The organism is Nonomuraea sp. NPDC049646, assembly GCF_044465525.1.
Taxonomy (GTDB): Bacteria; Actinomycetota; Actinomycetes; order Streptosporangiales; family Streptosporangiaceae; genus Nonomuraea.
In genome coordinates this window covers 127,293-144,639 of sequence record NZ_JBITLU010000002.1, presented here as the reverse complement: position 1 = coordinate 144,639, position 17,347 = coordinate 127,293, and the positions used below count along the sequence as shown (strand labels likewise).

Annotated in this window: 16 protein-coding genes; 6 read left to right on the top strand and 10 right to left on the bottom strand. The window is 73.5% G+C overall.

Annotated features, from left to right (window positions below):
- Positions 1-7: 7 nt before the first annotated feature.
- The 7 genes from ACIBQ8_RS05460 to ACIBQ8_RS05430 all read right to left on the bottom strand — a co-directional run bounded on the left by ACIBQ8_RS05460 (position 8) and on the right by ACIBQ8_RS05430 (position 8,866).
- A complete protein-coding gene (locus ACIBQ8_RS05460) occupies positions 8-862 on the bottom strand; it encodes a serine hydrolase (protein ID WP_397191220.1) in 855 nt (284 codons plus the stop codon).
- Positions 855-2,174: a serine hydrolase domain-containing protein gene (locus ACIBQ8_RS05455; protein WP_397191219.1), complete on the bottom strand. Its 1,320-nt coding sequence runs from the start codon at positions 2,172-2,174 to the stop codon at positions 855-857. Before ACIBQ8_RS05455 ends, ACIBQ8_RS05460 begins: the two co-directional genes overlap by 8 nt.
- A 9-nt stretch (positions 2,175-2,183) precedes the next feature.
- The gene (locus ACIBQ8_RS05450; RefSeq protein WP_397191218.1) at positions 2,184-3,497 is read right to left on the bottom strand and encodes a serine hydrolase domain-containing protein; all 1,314 of its coding nucleotides are present in this window, start codon (positions 3,495-3,497) and stop codon (positions 2,184-2,186) included.
- Positions 3,461-5,308, bottom strand: a complete 1,848-nt coding sequence (locus tag ACIBQ8_RS05445; RefSeq protein WP_397191217.1) for a S9 family peptidase — start codon at positions 5,306-5,308, stop codon at positions 3,461-3,463. Before ACIBQ8_RS05445 ends, ACIBQ8_RS05450 begins: the two co-directional genes overlap by 37 nt.
- 101 nt (positions 5,309-5,409) lie before the next feature.
- Positions 5,410-5,916 carry a pyridoxamine 5'-phosphate oxidase family protein gene (locus tag ACIBQ8_RS05440; RefSeq protein ID WP_397191216.1) on the bottom strand — a complete coding sequence of 169 codons (507 nt, stop codon included), beginning with the start codon at positions 5,914-5,916 and terminating at the stop codon, positions 5,410-5,412.
- 305 nt (positions 5,917-6,221) lie between these two features.
- Entirely contained in the window at positions 6,222-7,676 is a 1,455-nt protein-coding gene (locus tag ACIBQ8_RS05435) for an FAD-dependent monooxygenase (RefSeq protein WP_397191215.1), read from the bottom strand.
- A 182-nt stretch (positions 7,677-7,858) separates the two neighbouring features.
- Positions 7,859-8,866, bottom strand: coding sequence for a helix-turn-helix transcriptional regulator (locus ACIBQ8_RS05430; protein ID WP_397191214.1), 1,008 nt, complete (start codon positions 8,864-8,866; stop codon positions 7,859-7,861).
- 103 nt (positions 8,867-8,969) lie between these two features.
- On the opposite strand from ACIBQ8_RS05430, the gene ACIBQ8_RS05425 reads away from it, so the two are divergent.
- Positions 8,970-9,365, top strand: coding sequence for a RidA family protein (locus tag ACIBQ8_RS05425; protein WP_397191626.1), 396 nt, complete (start codon positions 8,970-8,972; stop codon positions 9,363-9,365).
- 69 nt (positions 9,366-9,434) lie between these two features.
- On the opposite strand, the gene ACIBQ8_RS05420 is transcribed toward ACIBQ8_RS05425, so the two are convergent.
- Together ACIBQ8_RS05420 and ACIBQ8_RS05415 are read right to left on the bottom strand one after the other, a co-directional pair.
- Positions 9,435-9,908, bottom strand: coding sequence for a carboxymuconolactone decarboxylase family protein (locus ACIBQ8_RS05420; RefSeq protein ID WP_397177643.1), 474 nt, complete (start codon positions 9,906-9,908; stop codon positions 9,435-9,437).
- Positions 9,909-10,007: 99 nt separating this feature from the next.
- On the bottom strand, positions 10,008-10,607 hold the full coding sequence (locus tag ACIBQ8_RS05415; protein WP_397177641.1) for a CGNR zinc finger domain-containing protein: 600 nt from the start codon (positions 10,605-10,607) through the stop codon (positions 10,008-10,010).
- An 86-nt stretch (positions 10,608-10,693) separates the two neighbouring features.
- On the opposite strand from ACIBQ8_RS05415, the gene ACIBQ8_RS05410 reads away from it, so the two are divergent.
- Together ACIBQ8_RS05410 and ACIBQ8_RS05405 are read left to right on the top strand one after the other, a co-directional pair.
- The gene (locus ACIBQ8_RS05410; RefSeq protein WP_397177639.1) at positions 10,694-11,482 is read left to right on the top strand and encodes an MBL fold metallo-hydrolase; all 789 of its coding nucleotides are present in this window, start codon (positions 10,694-10,696) and stop codon (positions 11,480-11,482) included.
- 60 nt (positions 11,483-11,542) lie between these two features.
- Positions 11,543-12,853: an MFS transporter gene (locus tag ACIBQ8_RS05405; protein ID WP_397191213.1), complete on the top strand. Its 1,311-nt coding sequence runs from the start codon at positions 11,543-11,545 to the stop codon at positions 12,851-12,853.
- Here the strand turns inward: ACIBQ8_RS05405 and ACIBQ8_RS05400 are convergent.
- On the bottom strand, positions 12,798-14,291 hold the full coding sequence (locus ACIBQ8_RS05400; protein WP_397191212.1) for an FAD-dependent monooxygenase: 1,494 nt from the start codon (positions 14,289-14,291) through the stop codon (positions 12,798-12,800). The genes ACIBQ8_RS05405 and ACIBQ8_RS05400 overlap by 56 nt on opposite strands.
- Before the next feature lie 338 nt (positions 14,292-14,629).
- Between ACIBQ8_RS05400 and rsgA the strand changes: the two genes are divergently transcribed.
- The 3 genes from rsgA to ACIBQ8_RS05385 all read left to right on the top strand — a co-directional run bounded on the left by rsgA (position 14,630) and on the right by ACIBQ8_RS05385 (position 17,215).
- The gene (gene rsgA / locus ACIBQ8_RS05395; protein ID WP_397191211.1) at positions 14,630-15,706 is read left to right on the top strand and encodes a ribosome small subunit-dependent GTPase A; all 1,077 of its coding nucleotides are present in this window, start codon (positions 14,630-14,632) and stop codon (positions 15,704-15,706) included.
- An 89-nt stretch (positions 15,707-15,795) separates the two neighbouring features.
- The gene (locus ACIBQ8_RS05390) at positions 15,796-16,308 is read left to right on the top strand and encodes a GNAT family N-acetyltransferase (protein WP_397177633.1); all 513 of its coding nucleotides are present in this window, start codon (positions 15,796-15,798) and stop codon (positions 16,306-16,308) included.
- Positions 16,309-16,471: 163 nt separating this feature from the next.
- Positions 16,472-17,215: an SDR family oxidoreductase gene (locus ACIBQ8_RS05385; protein WP_397191210.1), complete on the top strand. Its 744-nt coding sequence runs from the start codon at positions 16,472-16,474 to the stop codon at positions 17,213-17,215.
- The last annotated feature ends 132 nt before the right edge of the window (positions 17,216-17,347 follow it).

Genomic DNA, 17,347 nt, shown 5'->3' with positions numbered 1-17,347 from the left:
ACCGTCATCAGCCGTGCAGGTGATCGACGGCCAGACGGGCGGCCCGGCCGATGGCGGCGTCCGCGGCCGGGATGCGGAAGGACAGGTCGTCGCCGTGCAGGAACACCGCGACGGCGTACCGGCCGCCGTCGGGGTACTCCACGACGCCCGCCTCGTTGCGCACGCCCCACAGGGTGCCGGTCTTGGCCGACACCCGCACCTCGTCCGGGAAGCCCGAGGAGAGGCGGTGCGGCCAGATCTGCCTGCCCATGATGTCGCGCACCTCCGCGCACGCCTCGGCGGGCCCCGCCTCGTCGCGCCAGACGAGGCCGAGCAGGGTGGTGATCTCCCGGGGCGTGCCCGCGGTGGTCCGTTCCGGATCGCGTACGGCCAGCGCCCTGATCCGCTCCTCGGGGATGCCGGCCACGTCGATGGTGCCCAGCTCCTCGACCACGGACTCGAACAGCGTCGCGCAGCCGCCGATCAGGCGGGTGCGCCTGAGCCCGAGGTCCTCCAGCGTGGCGTTGACGCGGTCGAGGCCCACCCGGCGCAGCAGCACGTCGGTGGCCGCGTTGTCGCTCATCGACATCATGAAGTGGGCCAGGTCGCGCAGCGTCAGCGACACGTCGTCGGCGCAGCCCGAGGTGCCGATGCCGCCGTCCTTGTCCGCCGCGGTGACGGTGAGCCGCTCGGTGCGGTCCACCTCGCCCGCCGCGGCCTGCCTGGCGTACTCCAGCAGGATCGGCAGCTTGAACACCGAGGCCAGGACGACCGGGGCGTCCGGGTCGAGGCCGATCTCGGCCTCGCCGTCCAGGTCGCGGGCGTGCACGAAGCCGCGCACGCCCGCCGCCGCGAAGACGTTCCTGGCCTCCCGGTCAAACACGCGGGACCGCCCGGCCGTTGTGCAGGTGCGTGGCGGCCCCGTCCCGCACGACGAACGTGACGGTGTCGTGCCTGCCCTCCTCGGGCTGCTCGGCGATGAAGGTGTCCTCGGCGAGGTGGACGTACCTGGCGGTGGTGCCCTCCTGGCCCATGCTGGCCATGAACGCGCCGGGGATCAGGGCGACCTGGAGGCCGCCGTCGGCCGCCGAGACCTCGTAGGCGAGCTGGGGTCCCTCGTACCGGCCGGTGTACGCCGCGGGGTCCACGGCCCGCGGCTGCTCCGGCGGGGCGGGCAGGTCGGGGGCGGCCAGCCCGGCCTCCCTGAGCAGCGGCAGGAGCAGGTCGTTAATGACGCCGACGAAGTTGCCGCCGTTGATGCTCATCGCGATCGCGTACGAGCCGTCGTCGGCCACCCGCCAGAACGTGCTCTGGCCCGGGGTCCCGCCGTCGTGGCCGTAGGCGCCCCAGGTGAACAGCTCGAAGCCGAGCCCCCAGTTGGCGGCCATCAGGCCGGGCACGCCCGGCACCGCGGCCTGCGGGGTGCGCATCGCGGCGACGCTCTCCGCCGACAGCACCTGGGTGCCGTCCTCGGCCACGCCGCCCGCGGCGAACATGCGGCCGAACCGCACCAGCTCGCGCGGGGCCAGGCACATGGTGGCCCCGGCGGGCGCGTTGGAGCGGGGCATCTGCCACTGGGGGCAGACGTCGTTGCCCGGCCCGATGTGCCCGGCCGCCACGCGGAACAGCACGGCCTCCTCGGCCAGCAGCGCCGCGTGGGTGGCGCCGAGCGGCTTCAGCAGGTGCTCCCGCATGGCCTGCTCCCAGGTCGTGCCGCGCAGCCTGGCCACGATGGCGCCGAGCACGCAGTAGCCGGCGTTGCAGTACGAGAACAGCTCGCCCGGCTCGTGCACCTTGCCCGCGCCGTGCAGGTAGGCCACGAACTTGTCGAGGCTGTCGTCGCCGCGGCCGGTGTCCTCGAACAGGTCGCCGTCGAAGCCGCCGGTGTGCGACAGCAGGTGCCTGACGGTGATCACGGCGTCGTAGGACAGGGCGAACTCGGGCAGGTAGTGCCCGACCTCCTCGTCCAGGTCGAGCAGGCCCTCCTCGGCGAGCTGCATGATCAGGGCGGCCGTCCACACCTTGGTGGTCGAGCCGACCTGGAAGACGCTGTCGGTGGTGGTCTCGACGCCGGTGTTGCGGTTGACCACGCCCGTGGCCGCCTCATGCAACTGGCCGCCGGTCCACACGGCGATGGCCGCGCCCGGCACGTCGTGCGCCGCGGCCGCTTCGTCCAGGCGCTTCTGCAGATCCATCCGGTCTCCTCAGGCGATCTTGGGGGTGGCGCGGACGCCGAGGTGGAAGTAGGGCGAGCCGTCGTCGAGCTGGTAGAACACGCCCGAGACCCAGTCGGGGTCGCCCTCGCGGCGGCCGACGAAGGTGACGTCGTCGACGGCGACGAGGTCGAGGTCGAACGGCTCCTGCAGGGCGGCGAGCGCGCCCGTCGACTCGACGCGCAACCTGAGCGCGCCGTCGTGCACGCTGGCGGTCATGCGGGCGCCGACCCGCTCGTAGACGCCGGCGTAACGCTCGACGTCCACCTGCACGGGGCTGTCCGGCGGGCCGAGCACCGGCGGCACGGCCAGGCCGTCGAGCTCGGCGAACAGCTCGGTGGCCACGGCGTGGGTGAGGGCGCCGCTGTGGCCGCCGTTGGTGGTCACGCACACGACGGTGCCGGTGTCGGGCACGACCCAGAGCATGGCGTGCTGGCCGATGGTGTTGCCGCCGTGCGAGATGACGCGGTGGCCGGACCACTCGTCCAGGATCCAGCCGATGCCCCACTGCCTGCCCAGGGTGTGCGGGTTGGGGATGTCGACCTGCGGCTCCCACATCGCCCGCGGGTTCTCCAGCAGGCCGCCCTCCAGGTGGGCGCGGCCGAAGGCGACCACGTCCCGCGGACGGGCGCAGATGAGGCCGGCCGGGCCGCACGAGCGCATGAGGCCCCACACGGGAGCCGCCTTGCCGTCCTCGACGTGGCCGTGCGCGGCGCGGAAGCGCAGCACGTCCTCCGGCAGCGTCCAGGTGTGGGTCAGGCCGAGCGGCTCGCAGATGTTCTCGCGCAGCACCGCGTCCCAGGTCTTGCCCTCCAGCACCTCCAGGATGCGCCCGGCGATGACGAAGCCGGAGTTGCAGTAGGACTGGGTGGCGCCGAGCGGGTGGTTCTGCGCCAGGTCGGCGCAGGCCTCGACGTACTTCTCGATGCAGTCGTCGCCGCGGCCGGTGTCGAGGAACAGGTCGCCGTCGATGCCGCTGGTGTGCGACAGCAGGTGCCGGACCGTGACGGTCTTGGTCACCTCGGCGTCGGCCACCCGGAAGCCGGGCAGCAGCTCGGCGACCGGGGTGTCCAGGGTCAGCCGGCCGCGCTCGATCTGCTGCATGAGCAGGGTGGCCGTCCAGACCTTGGAGACCGAGCCGATCTGGAACAGGGAGTCGGGGGTCGCCTCCACGCCGGTGTCGACGTTGAGCACGCCCGCGGCGAACTCGTGCAGTTCCCCGTTGTGCAGGTAGGCGAGCGCCGCGCCCGGGACCTCGTACTTCTCGATCAGTTCGGCGAGACGCTGACCCATTGATCCAGCCACGCGAGGATCCTTTCGTTGTAGTCGAAGCGGTGTGAAGGCCGTCCGTTGAGGATGAAAAGGTGTGAACCACCGGGATACCGGACCAGGCGGACCGGCACCCGGCGCTCGCGCAGCGCCTCGAACCACTGCTCGGCCTGGCCGATCGGGCAGCGGTCGTCCGACCCGCCGTGCAGGATCAGGGTCGGGGTGACGACGTCGCCGGCGTACGTGATCGGCGACTGCTCGACGAACTCGTCCCTGACCTCGTACTTGGCCAGGAAGTAGCCGAGGTCGGCGGTGCCGAGCATGCTGCGCAGGTCGACCACGACCCCGCCGGGGACGGCCGCGGCGAACCGCCGGGTCCTGGCGGTGAGCCAGCAGGTCATGTAGCCGCCGTAGCTGTAGCCGGTGACCGCCAGCCGGGCGGGGTCGGCGACGCCCTCCTCGACCAGGACGTCCAGCGGGGTGAGGAAGTCGTCCTCGTCCGACAGGCCCCAGGCGCCGGCCGTGGCGGTGTAGAACGCCTCGCCGTACCCGTCGCTGGCCCGGGGGTTCACCAGCAGCACGGTCCAGCCCTGGGCGGCCAGCGCCTGGTGGTAGAGGTGCACGCCGTCGAAGACGGGCGCCCAGGCGTTGTGCGGGCCGCCGTGGATGTCCAGCAGCAGCGGGCCGGGCTCGGTCAGCGTCTCGTCGCGCAGCACGAACGCCTCGACCGGCGTGCCGTCGGGGGCGGTGAAGGTGCGGCTGCGCGCCTGGAACAGCTCGACGCCCTCGGGGGCGTGATCGGTGAGGGCCTGGCCGTCGAGGTAGACGTCACCGGCGCTGCGCGGCGTGGAGGCCACGTAGGCCACCCGCCCGGCGGCGACGCTGACGCCGGCCACGTTGCGGTCGGCCTCGACCACGCGCTCGGCGACGCCGCCGGGCGGCAGCCGGTACAGGTGGGTGAATCCGCCGTCGCGGACGCAGAACAGCAGGTCGTCGCCGTTCATCGCGGGCGTCGCCCCCGGGTAGCCGGGCGCGCCGATCATCACGTTGCGGTCGAGGCCGGTCTCGATCTCGGCGAGGTCGTCGCCGTCCAGGGCGAACAGGCGGGTGTGGCCCTCGGGCGCGCCGCGGTAACCGGCCACGATCCAGCGGCCGCCCAGCCACCAGACGCCCGCGCAGATCACGCCGTCGCCGCCCGCGCGTTCGAGCGCGCCGTCCTGCTTGGGCTCGACCAGGTAGAGGCCGCCGCAGATGTCCAGGTCGCGGTCGGGGTCCAGGCCGGCGGTGAAGGCCAGCAGGTCGCCGTCCGGGGCCCAGGCGGGCGCGCCGGCGTGGAAGTCGCCCGAGGTCACCTGTGCCGAGGCGCCGTCCTCGACGTCCACGACGAACAGGTGCGTGGTCAGGCCGCACAGCAGCCCGGCGCCGTCGGCCTTGTACTCCAGCGTGTCGATGACGATCGGCGCGTTCGGGTCCACCTCGCCGGACGGCCCGGCGTAGGCGATGCGGGCGCCGTCGGGCGACCAGACGGGCACGCCGGCGCCCAGCGGCGCCGAGGTGAGGACGCGCGGCTCGCCGCCGTCCATGGGCAGCAGGTGGATCTGCGGCGGCCCGCCGGCCGGGCGCAGGAAGGCGAGGGTGCGACCGTCGGGCGACCAGCGGGGGGCCGCGCCGGTCGCCAGCCGGCGCGGGGCGGCGCCCGGGGCGGCCAGCCAGATCTCGGTCACGTTGGCGTCGGACTCGCGGTCCGCCGTCGTCAGGGTGTAGGCGACGGCGGAGCCGTCCGGACGCAGCTGTGGATCACCGGGTACGGCCAGGCCGTACAGGTCGTCGAGGGAGAGGCGGCGCATGACCGAACGCTAGGCCAGGCCGACGCCGTCCTCTTCATCGTGCACGACGAATAGCGTCTGAGACCTTGTGCCCGGGGCCAAAGCGCTCCCGGGCCGCCCTTCTACCGTGTCGTGGCGTTCTCGCGCTCTGCCCGCTCCCTCATCAGCTCCTCGACCGCGCTGGGCAGGGTCGTCTCGAAGTCGATCAGCTTCACCCACGTCGGGGTGACGACGATCCGGACCATGCCGTCGTAGAGCGAGCGGACCTCGGCCTCCCACTCGACCCGCTGCTCGGGCGTCATCTCGTACGAGCCGTTCATCTGGAGGTACTCCTCCGGGATGCCGTCCACGACGTCCAGTTCGGCGCGGCCGCGGATCAGCAGGATCTTGGGCGGGTGCACCTCGGTGTCGATCGTCAGGGCGACCATCGGGTTCGCGCGCAGGGCCGCGAGCTTGGGGGCGTTCTTCGTCGTGCACATGACGATCTCGGAACCGTTCCAGGTGAACGCGATCGGGACGTTCCGCGGCGTGCCGTCCTTGGCCACGTACGCCAGCCGGGTCAGGTCGCGGGCCAGCAGCTCCCGGCTGAGCGGCCGGTCCAGGATCTCGATGATCTCGTTCGTTCGCATGGTCGTCCCTCCAGGGTCGTCTTCGTGTTCCGCCCCAGGGACGGAGCCGCCGCGCGGTTCTCGACATCCGCCGGCGAGAATTTTTCCGGTCTCCCGATGGCTACCCCCGCCGGCCCTTAGGGAGCACCCGGCGCACGGCGTCACGCGACCAGCGGTGGGCCCCGTCGGCGGTGCGGCGCGGGTGCCAGGCCATGCCGATGGCCGGCGGCATTCGGCATGGCCTGGTCCTGCCTGCGGGCGCCGAGAACGGCTACGCCCGCACCTGCGGCGTGACGCCGGTGGCCTCCCTCACTACCTGACCCCGCTCAGGCGGGGCTGCCGAACCAGCGGGACAGGTGGACGTCCAGGTCACGCTGGTCGTCGCCGATCCAGGCGACGTGGCCGTCCGGACGCAGCAGGAGGCACGGGACGTCGAGGGCCGCGGTCGGATCCGCGAGATGGTCGACCCGGTCCGACCAGCCGCCCGGCGTCAGGCGTTCCGTGCGGTCCAGCAGCAGGCCGCGGCCGCGGCGCAGCAGATCGTAGAGGCGGCCCTGCTGCACGTCGATGTCGCGCAGGCGGCGGCCGACCAGGTCGGGGCCCGCGCCGAAGTCGTAGCGGACGCCGATCGCGGTGATCTTCTCGATCAGGCGGCGGTTCACCTCGTCGAAGTCCATCAGCTCGGTGAGCAGCCTGCGCACGGCCCGCGGGCCCGGCCCGTCGGACAGCAGTTCCGCCTGGGCGCGGGTGTTGTCCAGCACGTCCGCCGCGACCGGGCGGCGTTCGGCCTGGTAGCTGTCCAGCAGCGGGCCCGGCGCCCAGCCGCGGATCTGCGCGGCCAGCTTCCAGCCGAGGTTGACGGCGTCCTGGACGCCCAGGTTCAGGCCCTGTCCGCCGATGGGCGGGTGGATGTGCGCCGCGTCGCCGGCCAGCAGCACCCGCCCGACCCGGTAGTGCTCGGCCAGGCGGGTGGCGTCCCCGAAGCGGGACAACCAGCGCGGGGAGTGCACGCCGAAGTCGGTTCCGGCGACGGCGCGAAGCTGTCGCCGGAACTCGTCGAGGGTGGGCGGCTCGGCGCGGTCGCCGGGCTCGGCGGCGGGCACGACGACGCTGTAGATCCCCTGGCCGAAGGGCCGGACCCAGAACGGCTGGGGCTTCTCGCGCATCCCGGCCACCGTGGCGGCGATCTCCTCCTGCGGCACGCCCGCCTCCATCTCGCCCATCAGCGTCCCGTTGCGCGAGGGCTCGCCGGGGAAGCCGACGCCGAGCAGCTTGCGCACGGTGCTGCGCGCGCCGTCGCAGCCGACGAGATGGCGGGCGCGCACCTGTTCCCCGTCGGCCAGTTCGACGGTCACGCCCGCGTCGTCCTGGGCGAGCCCGGTCACCTCCTGGCCGCGCCGGACGTGCGCGCCCAGTTCGACGGCGTGCTCTTCGAGCAGCCGCTCGATGACCGGTTGCGGGATGCCCACCATGTAGGCGTGCGCGGAATCGAGGCTCCTGGGCGCGGGCTTGTCGATGGCGGCGAAGAAACCGGCGGCCGGACGCTGTCGTCCCTGCCGGAGCACGCGCTCCAGCAGGCCGCGCATCGCCATCAGTTCGAGGCTGCGGATGTGCAGGCCGACGATGCGGACGAACGACTTGGGCTCGGTCTCCTTCTCCAGGACGAGGACCCGTACGTCGTGCAGCCGCAGTTCGGCGGCGAGCATCGCGCCGGTCGGCCCGCATCCGGCGATGACCACGTCGTAGTCGAGGGGCGCGGCGGTGGGCTGCGGAGAATGCATGGCTGTTGCCTTTCGGGAGTGCCAGTTGGCGCGGCGCTCCCGGCGACATCTGCCTCAGTCGCCGACCGTGACCCCCAAGGGGAGCACCCATGTCGTTGTCTTGTGCACGGGTACCACCTCCTCGATCTCTCGCACGGCCACCGGCAACGTAGCAGCGGCCGCCGCCGTCCGCCAACGGGTTTTCACGCCCGGTCCTCGCTGCTGGCGGCCGGTTCCGCGGACGGCGCCCGGTAGCGGGTGGCGAGCGCGGTCGCGCGGGCGTGCAGGGAGTCGCGCAACCACTGCGGGGACAGGGCCTCGGCGTCCGTGCCGAGCTGCCACAACGCCCAGACGGCGTGCCTGTCGTCCTGGAAGGTCACCTCCAGGCGCAGCAGGCCGTCGGCGTCGGCCTCCTCGGCGAGGACGGCCAGCGCGGTGCCCAGCAGCTCCTCCCGCCGCCTCGGGGCCACCCGCGCCAGCACGGTGACCTGGTCGCCGCCGGTGCGGAACCGGGTGCCGCGCTCCCGCCAGGCCCGGTCCAGGTCGACCCGGTCGGGCCGCTGGGCGGGCTCGGGAAGCGCCCTGGCGGCCTGGACGCGCGACAGCCGGTAGGTGCGGTCGGCCCCGGACCTCGTGGCCAGCAGATAGCCCCGGTCGCGGATGGTGACCAGGCCGATCGGGTCGACCGTCCGCCACTCGGGCGCCCCGCCGAAGGGCGCGTAGTGGATCTCCAGCTTGCGTCCGGCGAAGACCGCGCGCAGGACCTCGGCCGACACGGCGTCGGGAACCTCCTCGGCGGCCAGCCGGCGGGACAGCAGGTCGGTCTCCGGGTCGATGAGCAGCCGCTCGGCCGCGCCGGCCGCGGTGTCCCGGTAGCTGTCGGGGAGCGCGTCGACCACCTTGAGCATCGCCGAGGCGAGCGCCGAGCCGAGGCCGAACGCCTGGGCGCCGCGCCGCGACCCGGCGACCAGCAGGGCGAGCGCCTCGTCGGGGTTGAGGCCGGTGAGCTCGGTCCGGAAGCCGGGCAACAGCGCGAAACCGCCGTGCCGGCCGCGTTCGGCGTAGACCGGGACGCCCGCCGCGGACAGCGCCTCGATGTCGCGCAGCACCGTGCGGGTGGACACCTCCAGCTCGCGGGCGAGGGTGGTCGCGGACAGCCGTCCGTGCTGCCGCAGCAGCAGCACCAGGGAGACCAGCCGGTCGGCGCGCATGCGAAAACCCTATCGAGATACACGACACAGGATGTCGTGATTCGTTGGCAGGCTGATCACCATGACGTCGAACAACATGACCTCGAACGGAGCCGGCATGACACTGGAACGAACGGCGATCAACCCGGTCACCTGGTCGGTCGAGATGGGATTCAACCAGGGCGAGCTGGTCTCCGGGCAGACCCGCACCCTGTACTGCTCGGGACAGACCGCGATGGGCGACGACGGCACGCCCCGGCATGACGGCGACATGGCGGCGCAGCTGGCGCTGAGCCTGGACAATCTGGAGGCCGTCCTCGGGAAGGCCGGCATGTCGTTGACGAGCCTCGTCCGGCTCAACGTCTACACCACGAACGTGGACCTGCTCTTCCAGCACTACGGCGTGCTGGCGGCGCGGCTCGGGGCCGCCGGGGCGGCGCCGGCCACCACGATGCTCGGCGTGACCCGGCTGGCGATCCCCACCTTGATGGTCGAGCTGGAGGGCACCGCGGTCGCCTGACGCGACCCGCCCCGCGCTCCTTCATTTCCCGGGCCGCCGGGCACGAACCCGCCCGGCGGTAGCGGAGCTTCAGCGGGCGGCGGGCTGGTAGGCGCCGCCGCGCTGCCGGTTGATGACGGCGAAGCGGTTGGTGGCGTTGATGAGCGCGATGAACGCCACCAGGGCGGCGAGCTGGTCGTCGTCGTAGTGCTCGGCGGCGTTCGCCCAGGCCTCGTCGGTGACGCCGCCGGCGCCGTCGGCGATGCGGGTGCCCTGCTCGGTCAGCTCCAGGGCGGCCCGCTCGGCGTCGGTGAACACCGTCGACTCGCGCCACGTGGCGACCAGGTTCAGGCGCGCGAGGGTCTCACCGGCCTGCGCGGCGTTCTTGCCGTGGACGTCGGTGGCATAGCCGTCGCCGTTGATCTGGCTGGCGCGCAGCATCACCAGGTTCTGGGTCGCGATCGGCAACGCCGACTCCTGGATGAGCACCGGGGCCACTGCGCCGTAGTGGCCCATGGCCTTGGCGACGACCGGGCTGCCGAAGAGGTTGAGGCGGGTTTCCATGATGTGCTCCTTGCGTCTCGGTGGTTCGACCAAGAGATGCCGGAGACCCGCGTCCTGTGACAGCCGAATGCGTGACGTGCGCCACATCGGCGCGGGCCGTCAGCCGGGGGCGGGCTGGGTGCGCCGGGCGTAGGCGCGGGCGGCGCGGGCGCGGTCGCCGCACCGCGTGGAGCACCAGTGGCGGCGGCCGTGCCGCAGCAGGTAGCGGTTGCAGGGCGGGGATCCGCAGCTGGTGAGGCGTTCGGCGTCGGGGCCGGTGAGCAGGTCGGCCGTGTTGGCGGCCAGCGTGGCGAGCGCGCGGTCGAGGATCTCGTTGGTGGGGCACGGCGTCGCGCGGTAGGGGCCGTTCTTCTCGTCCCAGTACAGCAGGGCGGCGGTGGGGGCCTTGCTCAGCGCGTCGTTGACGGCGGACAGGGCCGCGGGCAGGACGGGCAGCCCCGCGACCCGCGCGCTGAACAACGCCCTGACGTGCTCGCGCAGCGAGCGCAACTGCGTCGCGCACATCTCCTGCACCCCGGCGTCGGCCGGCGCGAGGCCGCGTTCGGTGAGCCAGCGATTCGTCGCCGCGGGCGTGCCGAGGAGGTCGACGAACTGGCCTCCGGGCAGCGCGACGGCGCTGTTGACGAAGTCGAGGGCGAGGTAGTCCTCGGCCCCCGGCGCGGGCGGCAGCACGGACTCGGCGGTCGGCGTCTCGCTCATGTGTCTCATGGTACGGCTTGCGCTCGTCCGTGAGACACCGTTACCGTCATCACGGATAAACAACTTCCCATCCGTGAGGTATTCGCATGGCCAGTTCCGGCGCGCCCGTCGAGCAGATCCCCGTCCGCGTCCTGGGCGGTCCCACCGCCCTCTTCGAGTACGGCGGCCTGCGCTTCCTGACCGACCCGACCTTCGACGCCCCCGGCGACTATCACGTGCCGGGCGGCCGGCTGACCAAGACGGCTCCCCCGTCCGCCACGCCCGCCGGCCTCGGCCGCATCGACGTCGTCCTGCTCTCCCACGACGAGCACCCCGACAACCTGGACCAGGCGGGCCGGGCCCTGCTGGCCGACGTCCCGCTCACGCTCACCACGCCCGGGGGCGGGCGGCGCCTGGGCGGCGGGGCCAGGGGCCTGGCCGACTGGGAGTCGATCGAGCTGGACCGCCGCGACGGCGGCACGATCACCGTCACCGGCGTGCCCGCCGTGCACGGCCCCGGCCCGCGCGAGGAGGTCGAGCCGATCACCGGCCAGGTCGTCGGGTTCGTCCTGACCGGGGAGGGCCTGCCCACGGTCTACGTCAGCGGCGACAACGCCTCGCTGGATGCGGTCCGCGAGATCGCCGGCCGGTTCGGCCCGGTGGACACCGCCGTGCTCTTCGCCGGCGGGCCCCGGTTCTCCGTCCTGTTCGACGGGCGGCTGATCGTGCTCGACAGCGCGCAGGCCGTGGAGGCGGCCGGGATCCTCGGCGCCCGCCGGGTGGTGCCCGTGCACTACGACGGCTGGGCCCACTTCACCGAGGGCCGCGACGAACTCGTGGCCGCCTTCACCGCCGGCGGCCTGCTCGACCGCCTGGACCTGGGCGAGCGAGCCTGACCACGCCCATGGGCCTGGGTCACGCCGTCGATGGCAACCCCTCTTCGAAAGAGCTCTCTCGTGACGACCAACGCGCCCGTCCGGGCGGATGACCTCCCGCGCGTCCAGGCGCAGCGCCGCTCCCTGATCGTCCTGGTCATCGCCCAGGTCCTCAGCGGCGTCGGGCTGGCGGCCGGCGTGACCGTCGGCGCCCTGCTCGCCCAGGACATGCTCGGCTCCACCGGCCTGGCCGGCCTGCCCAGTGCCGTGGGCACCGCCGGCTCCGCCGTGGCGGCCGTCGCCGTCGGGCGCCTCTCGCAGGCCCGCGGCCGCCGCCCCGGCCTGGCCCTGGGGTATCTCGCCGGCGCCGCCGGCAGCGGCGGCGTCATCGTCGCCGCCGTCGCCGGCCACCCCGTCCTGCTGTTCCTCTCGCTCTTCCTGTACGGCGCCGGCACCGCCACGAACCTCCAGGCCCGCTACGCCGGAGCCGACCTGGCCGCCCCCGCACGCCGGGCGGGCGCGGTGTCCACCGTGCTGGTCGCCACCACCCTGGGCGGCGTGGCGGGGCCCAACCTCGCCGCGCCCACCGGCGGCCTCGCGGCCGTCCTCGGCATCCCGTACCTGGCCGGGCCGTTCCTGCTCGCCGGGGTCGCCTACGCGCTGGCCGCCCTGGTCCTGGCCGGGTGGCTGCGTCCCGATCCGCTGCTGCTGGCGCGCGCGCTCGAAGCCGATCCCGCAGCAGCGCCGGACGACGCCGCCGGTCGGCCGCGTCCGGACGCCGCGGGGCGCCGCCCCGGCGTGCCGGCCGGTGCGCTGGTCATGGTGCTCACCCAGGTCGTCATGGTCGCGATCATGACCATGACGCCCGTCCACATGCACGACAGCGGCTCCGGCGCCGCCGCGTCCGGCCTGGTCATCGCGATCCACATCGGCGCGATGTACCTGCCCTCGCCGCTGACCGGCCGGCTCGTCGACCGTCACGGCCCCCTGGCGGTCGCCGCCGCCGCCGGGCTGGTCCTGCCGGCCGCCGGGACGCTCGCCGCCGTCGCCCCCGACGACTCCGTCGCCGCGTACGCGGTGGCGCTCGCGCTGCTGGGGCTGGGCTGGAACCTCGGTCTCGTCGCCGGCACCGCGATCATCACCGACGCCGTCCCGCCGGCCACCCGCGCCAGGACGCAGGGCTGGGTCGACGTCTCCATCGCGGTCGCCGGCGCCGTCGGCGGCATGGCCTCGGGCCTCGTCGTCGAGGTCGCCGGTTACCCGCTCCTCGCCGTCGGCGGAGGCGTTCTGGCGCTGGCCGTCGTGCCGGTGAGCATCGCGCTCGCGCGTGGCTCGTTCAGGGACGTCCGCCGGCGGCGGGAGCGCCCGCCCACCGCGTCAGGGCGTCGGTGAGACCGGAGACGTCGGCGACGGAACCGGCCCAGCAGACGTAGCCGTCGGGCCGCACCAGGACGGCGTCCGCCCCGAGCTCCGCCTTGGCGTGCACCCGGCCGATCCTGGCCGACCACGGCCCGGCGGCCCGGGCGCACGCCGCCTCGTCGGCGGTCGTCAGCAGCAGGCCGCGACCGTCGCGCAGCAGCCGGGCCACCCGGCCGGGCCCGGACGCGGTCACCAGGTCGAGGTCGGGGACGCGGCGTCCCAGCAGGTGGTGGCGGCGGCCGGGCAGGTCGTAGCGGACGTCCAGCCCTGAGATCATGCCGGCGACGATCCGGTTGGCCTCGGGCACCCGCACGAGCTGCTCGACGATGTCGCGCAGGGCCAGGTTCTCCTCCTCGGGCACGATCAGCACCGCCTGCGCCCGGGTGTTGGCCAGCACGCGGGCGGCGACCGGATGCCGTTCGGCGTGGTAGCTGTCGAGCAGCCCCTCGTGCGCCCACCCGCCGATCTCGGCCGCCAGCTTCCATCCCAGGTTGAACGCGTCCTGCAGCCCGAGGTTGAGCCCCTGCCCGCCCATGGGCGAGTGGATGTGCGCGGCGTCCCCGGCGAGCAGGACCCGGCCGTGGCGGTACCGCTCGACCTGGCGCGAGGCATCGGTGAACCGGGACGCCCACCGGACGCCCGTCAGCCGGACCCCCGGGCCGAACTCGTTGCGCAGCGCCCGCTGCACCTCCTCCTCGGTGATCGGGGTGTCGCGGGACAGCGCCTGCTGCTCGGCTCCGTAGAACAGGAACCGGTGCACGCCATCGCCGATGGGCGCGATGTAGCCCTTGCCGGTCTTGTCGGGCGTCATGACGGGCAGGGTCCAGGTCTCCGGCACGGCGCCGTCCGGGTCGGAGATCGTGATGTCGGCGACCACCGAGAGCAGCTTGCCGTCCAGGCCGGGAAAGCCGACGCCCAGCAGCTCGCGGACGGTGCTGCGGCCGCCGTCGCAGCCCACCAGGTAACGCGCGGTCAGCCGCGACCCGCCGCCCTCTGGCCCGCGCAGGGTCGCCTCGACGCCGTCGGCGTCCTGCGACAGCGCGGTCACCTCGTGCCCGCGCAGGACCCGGACGCCCAGCTCGCCGAGCCGCTCCTCCAGCAGCGCCTCGACGCGCCCTTGGGGGATGCCGATCGAGTACGGATGCCGGGTGTCCCAGGCGGTGTAGTCCAGTCGCAGCCCGGCGAAATGCCCGCCGGGCACCCGCTGGATCGCCCGGTCCATGAGGGGTTCGAGGAGACCGCGTAACTCCAGCGCCTCCGCGGAGCGGGGCTGGATGCCGAGCGCCTTGGACTGCCCGCTGCGCCGGGGAAGCCGTTCGACGACCACGGCCGCCACCCCTGCGAGGCCCAGCTCTGCGGCGAGCATGAGCCCGGTCGGCCCGGCTCCGACGACGATCACATCGACGTTCATCACGGATGCTCCGTTCGACAGGGATCGGCGATGACGTCGCCGACCGCTGCGCCGACGGTAACGGCGAGGGTGCCGGTTCCCGCAACGATAGTCACCGGCGCTGAGGCCGATCCCTGCGAGCACCGGCCGAGGTGCTAGGCTGCCCGTGAAGTTCGGTACTGGATCTGTGTGGAAGGGAGGTGAGGCTTGGTGACCGCGGTGAAGACCGCTGCCGCGCGCAGCGCCCGGACCAACCTCACGTCCCGGGCCCCGGTCTGACCCACTTCCGCTCCCTGCCTTGAGCCAGGCGGGGTGACGCCCACGTCTCGTCGGGGCCCCTTCTTCGCAAGGGTCTCACGTTGTCACACACCTACACCGATCCATCCGGCCTGTCCCGGTACGGGTGGACCGGCGCACTCGACCGAACCTTCACCGAACACTACGAAGCGGGCCTCGTCCCGGCCCGGATCTCCCGGGTCGACCGCGGCCTGTGCACGGCGGTCACCGCCGAGGGCCCGGTGCGGGCCACGTTCGCCGCGCCGCACCCGCCCGACCCGCTCCTGACGCCGTGCACCGGCGACTGGGCCGCGCTGCGCCCGGGTGCCGAGCCGCATCTGGTGGCGCTGCTGCCGCGGCACAGCGCGATCGTGCGTTCGTCGGCGTCCAGGTCCTCCCACGGACAGGTGCTCGCCGCCAACATCGACACGGTGCTCATCGCCCTGTCCCTGGCCACGTCCCTGGACGCGGCCAAGCTGGAGCGGCTGCTCGCCCTGGCCTGGGAGAGCGGGGCGCAGCCGGTGATCGTCCTGACCAAGGCGGACCTGGCGCACGACGCCGGGGCCGTCCGCGCCGAGGCCGAGGCCCTGGCGCCCGGCGTGGACGTCCTCGTCACCAGCGTCGCCACCGGTCGTGACATCGACGTGCTCGCCGCATTGACGCGCGGCACCACTGTGCTGCTCGGCCCCTCGGGGGCGGGCAAGTCCAGCCTCGGCAACGCGCTGCTCGGCGCGGAGCTGCTGGCCACCGGCACGGTGCGCGCGCAGGACGGCAAGGGCCGCCACACCACGGTCCGCCGCGAGCTGCTCCCCCTGCCGGGCGGCGGGGTCCTCATCGACACGCCCGGTCTGCGCGGGATCAGCCTGCACGACGCCGCCGACGGCCTGGAGCAGGTCTTCGCCGAGATCGAAGAGCTCGCCGCGTCCTGCCGTTTCGCCGACTGCGCCCACGACACCGAGCCGGGATGCGCGGTCCAGGCCGCCATCGGGTCGGGTGAGCTGTCCGGACGCCGCCTGCGCAGCTACCGCAAGTTGCAGCGGGAGAACGCCTGGGCGGCCTCGCGGACCGACGCCCGGCTGCGCGACGAGCGGGTCAACCACAAGAAGGCCATCACCAGCCACCTGCGCGCCACCTACAGGTTCCGGGACCGGCAGCCATGACCGGCCGCCTCCCCCGTCCGTCCATTCCGTCCGCCACGAACACCGGCCAGGTCCCGCATCCGCAGAAGGACAAGGAGACGAACCCGATCATGACTTCTTCCTGGATCACCCGTCCCGAGAACGCCGCCGACGCCGCCGCCGTCCGCGAGATCAACCTCTCGGCCTTCCCCGGCCCGTACGAGGCCGACCTCGTCGAGGCGCTGCGGGCCGACCCGCAGGCGTGGCTGCCCGGCCTGGCCTGGCTGGCCGAGACGCCCGGCGGCGAGCCGGCCGGGTACGCGCTGCTCACCCGCTGCCACGTCGGCGACTCCCCCGCCGTCGCGCTGGGCCCGTGCGCCGTCCGGCCCGCACACCAGCGACACGGGGCGGGCGCCGCCGCCATCCGCGCCGCCCTGCACGCGGCCCGCGAGCAGGGCGAGAACCTGGTGGTCGTGCTCGGTCACGCCGAGTACTACCCGCGCTTCGGCTTCACCCCGGCCTCCGGGTTCGGCATCCGGCCGTCGTTCGAGGTCGAGGACCAGTACATGATGGCGCTGGCCCTGGACCCCGAGCGGCCGGTCCCGACCGGCGTCATCCGCTACGCGGAGGCGTTCGGCGTCTGATCCCCCGCTTCGCGCCCGCGTCGTACGGCCCTCAGCCCGGCTGGGGGCCGTACGGCCGGACAGGTCATGATTTTTCCGGTACGGACGTCGAAACCGGCGCCGCTGCTCCGACTCCGCTGTGACCGGCTCCCATCAGGGGAGCCGCCGACGGCAAGGAACCGACATGGGGATGCTGGAGAACAAGAACGCCCTGGTGACCGGCGGATCGCGGGGAATCGGGCGGGCGATCGTGACGCGGCTGGCCCGCGAGGGCGCGGCGGTGCTGTTCACCTACAACCGCGACCGGGCGGCGGCCGAGTCGGTGGTGGCCGAGGTGACGGCCTTCGGCGGGCGGGCCATCGCCGTACGGGCGGACCAGGGGCGGCTGGAGGACCTCAAGCACCTCTTCGGTGAGGTCGACCGGTGCCTGGGCGGTCTGGACGTGGTGGTCAACAACGCGGCGATCAATCCGATGGGAGACATCCGCGACGCCGTCGAGAGCGACTTCGACGAGGTGATGGCGGTCAACGCCAAGGGCCCGTTCTTCGTCATGCAGGCCGCCGCCGAAAGGCTCGGCGAGGGCGGACGGATCGTCAACATCTCCTCCAGCGGCGCGGTGCCGGGCCTGGCCCTCTACTTCGCCAGCAAGGCGGCGCTGGAGTCGATCACCGCGGTCGCGGCCCGCGAGTTCGGCCCCAGGGGCATCACGGTCAACACGGTCACCCCCGGCGCCACCGACACGGACATGATGCGCGCCGCCGCCGGTGAGCACCTGGAGCAGGCCGTCGAGCACACCGTGGCCATGACGCCGCTGCGACGGCTGGGACGTCCGGATGACATCGCCGACGTCGTCGCCTTCCTGGCCGGGCCCGACGCCCGATGGGTCACCGGCCAGAACCTGCGCGCATCCGGCGGCCTGGTGGTCTGACCGGCGGCAGCGGGCGGTTCCGCCCCGGTCAGGAGGCGAACCCGTCCAGTGGGGCGAGGTCGTCGCCGGTGAGCCGGACGCGCCCCGCGCCGATGTTCTCCGCCAGCTGGGCGACCGTTTCCGCCGGGCCCT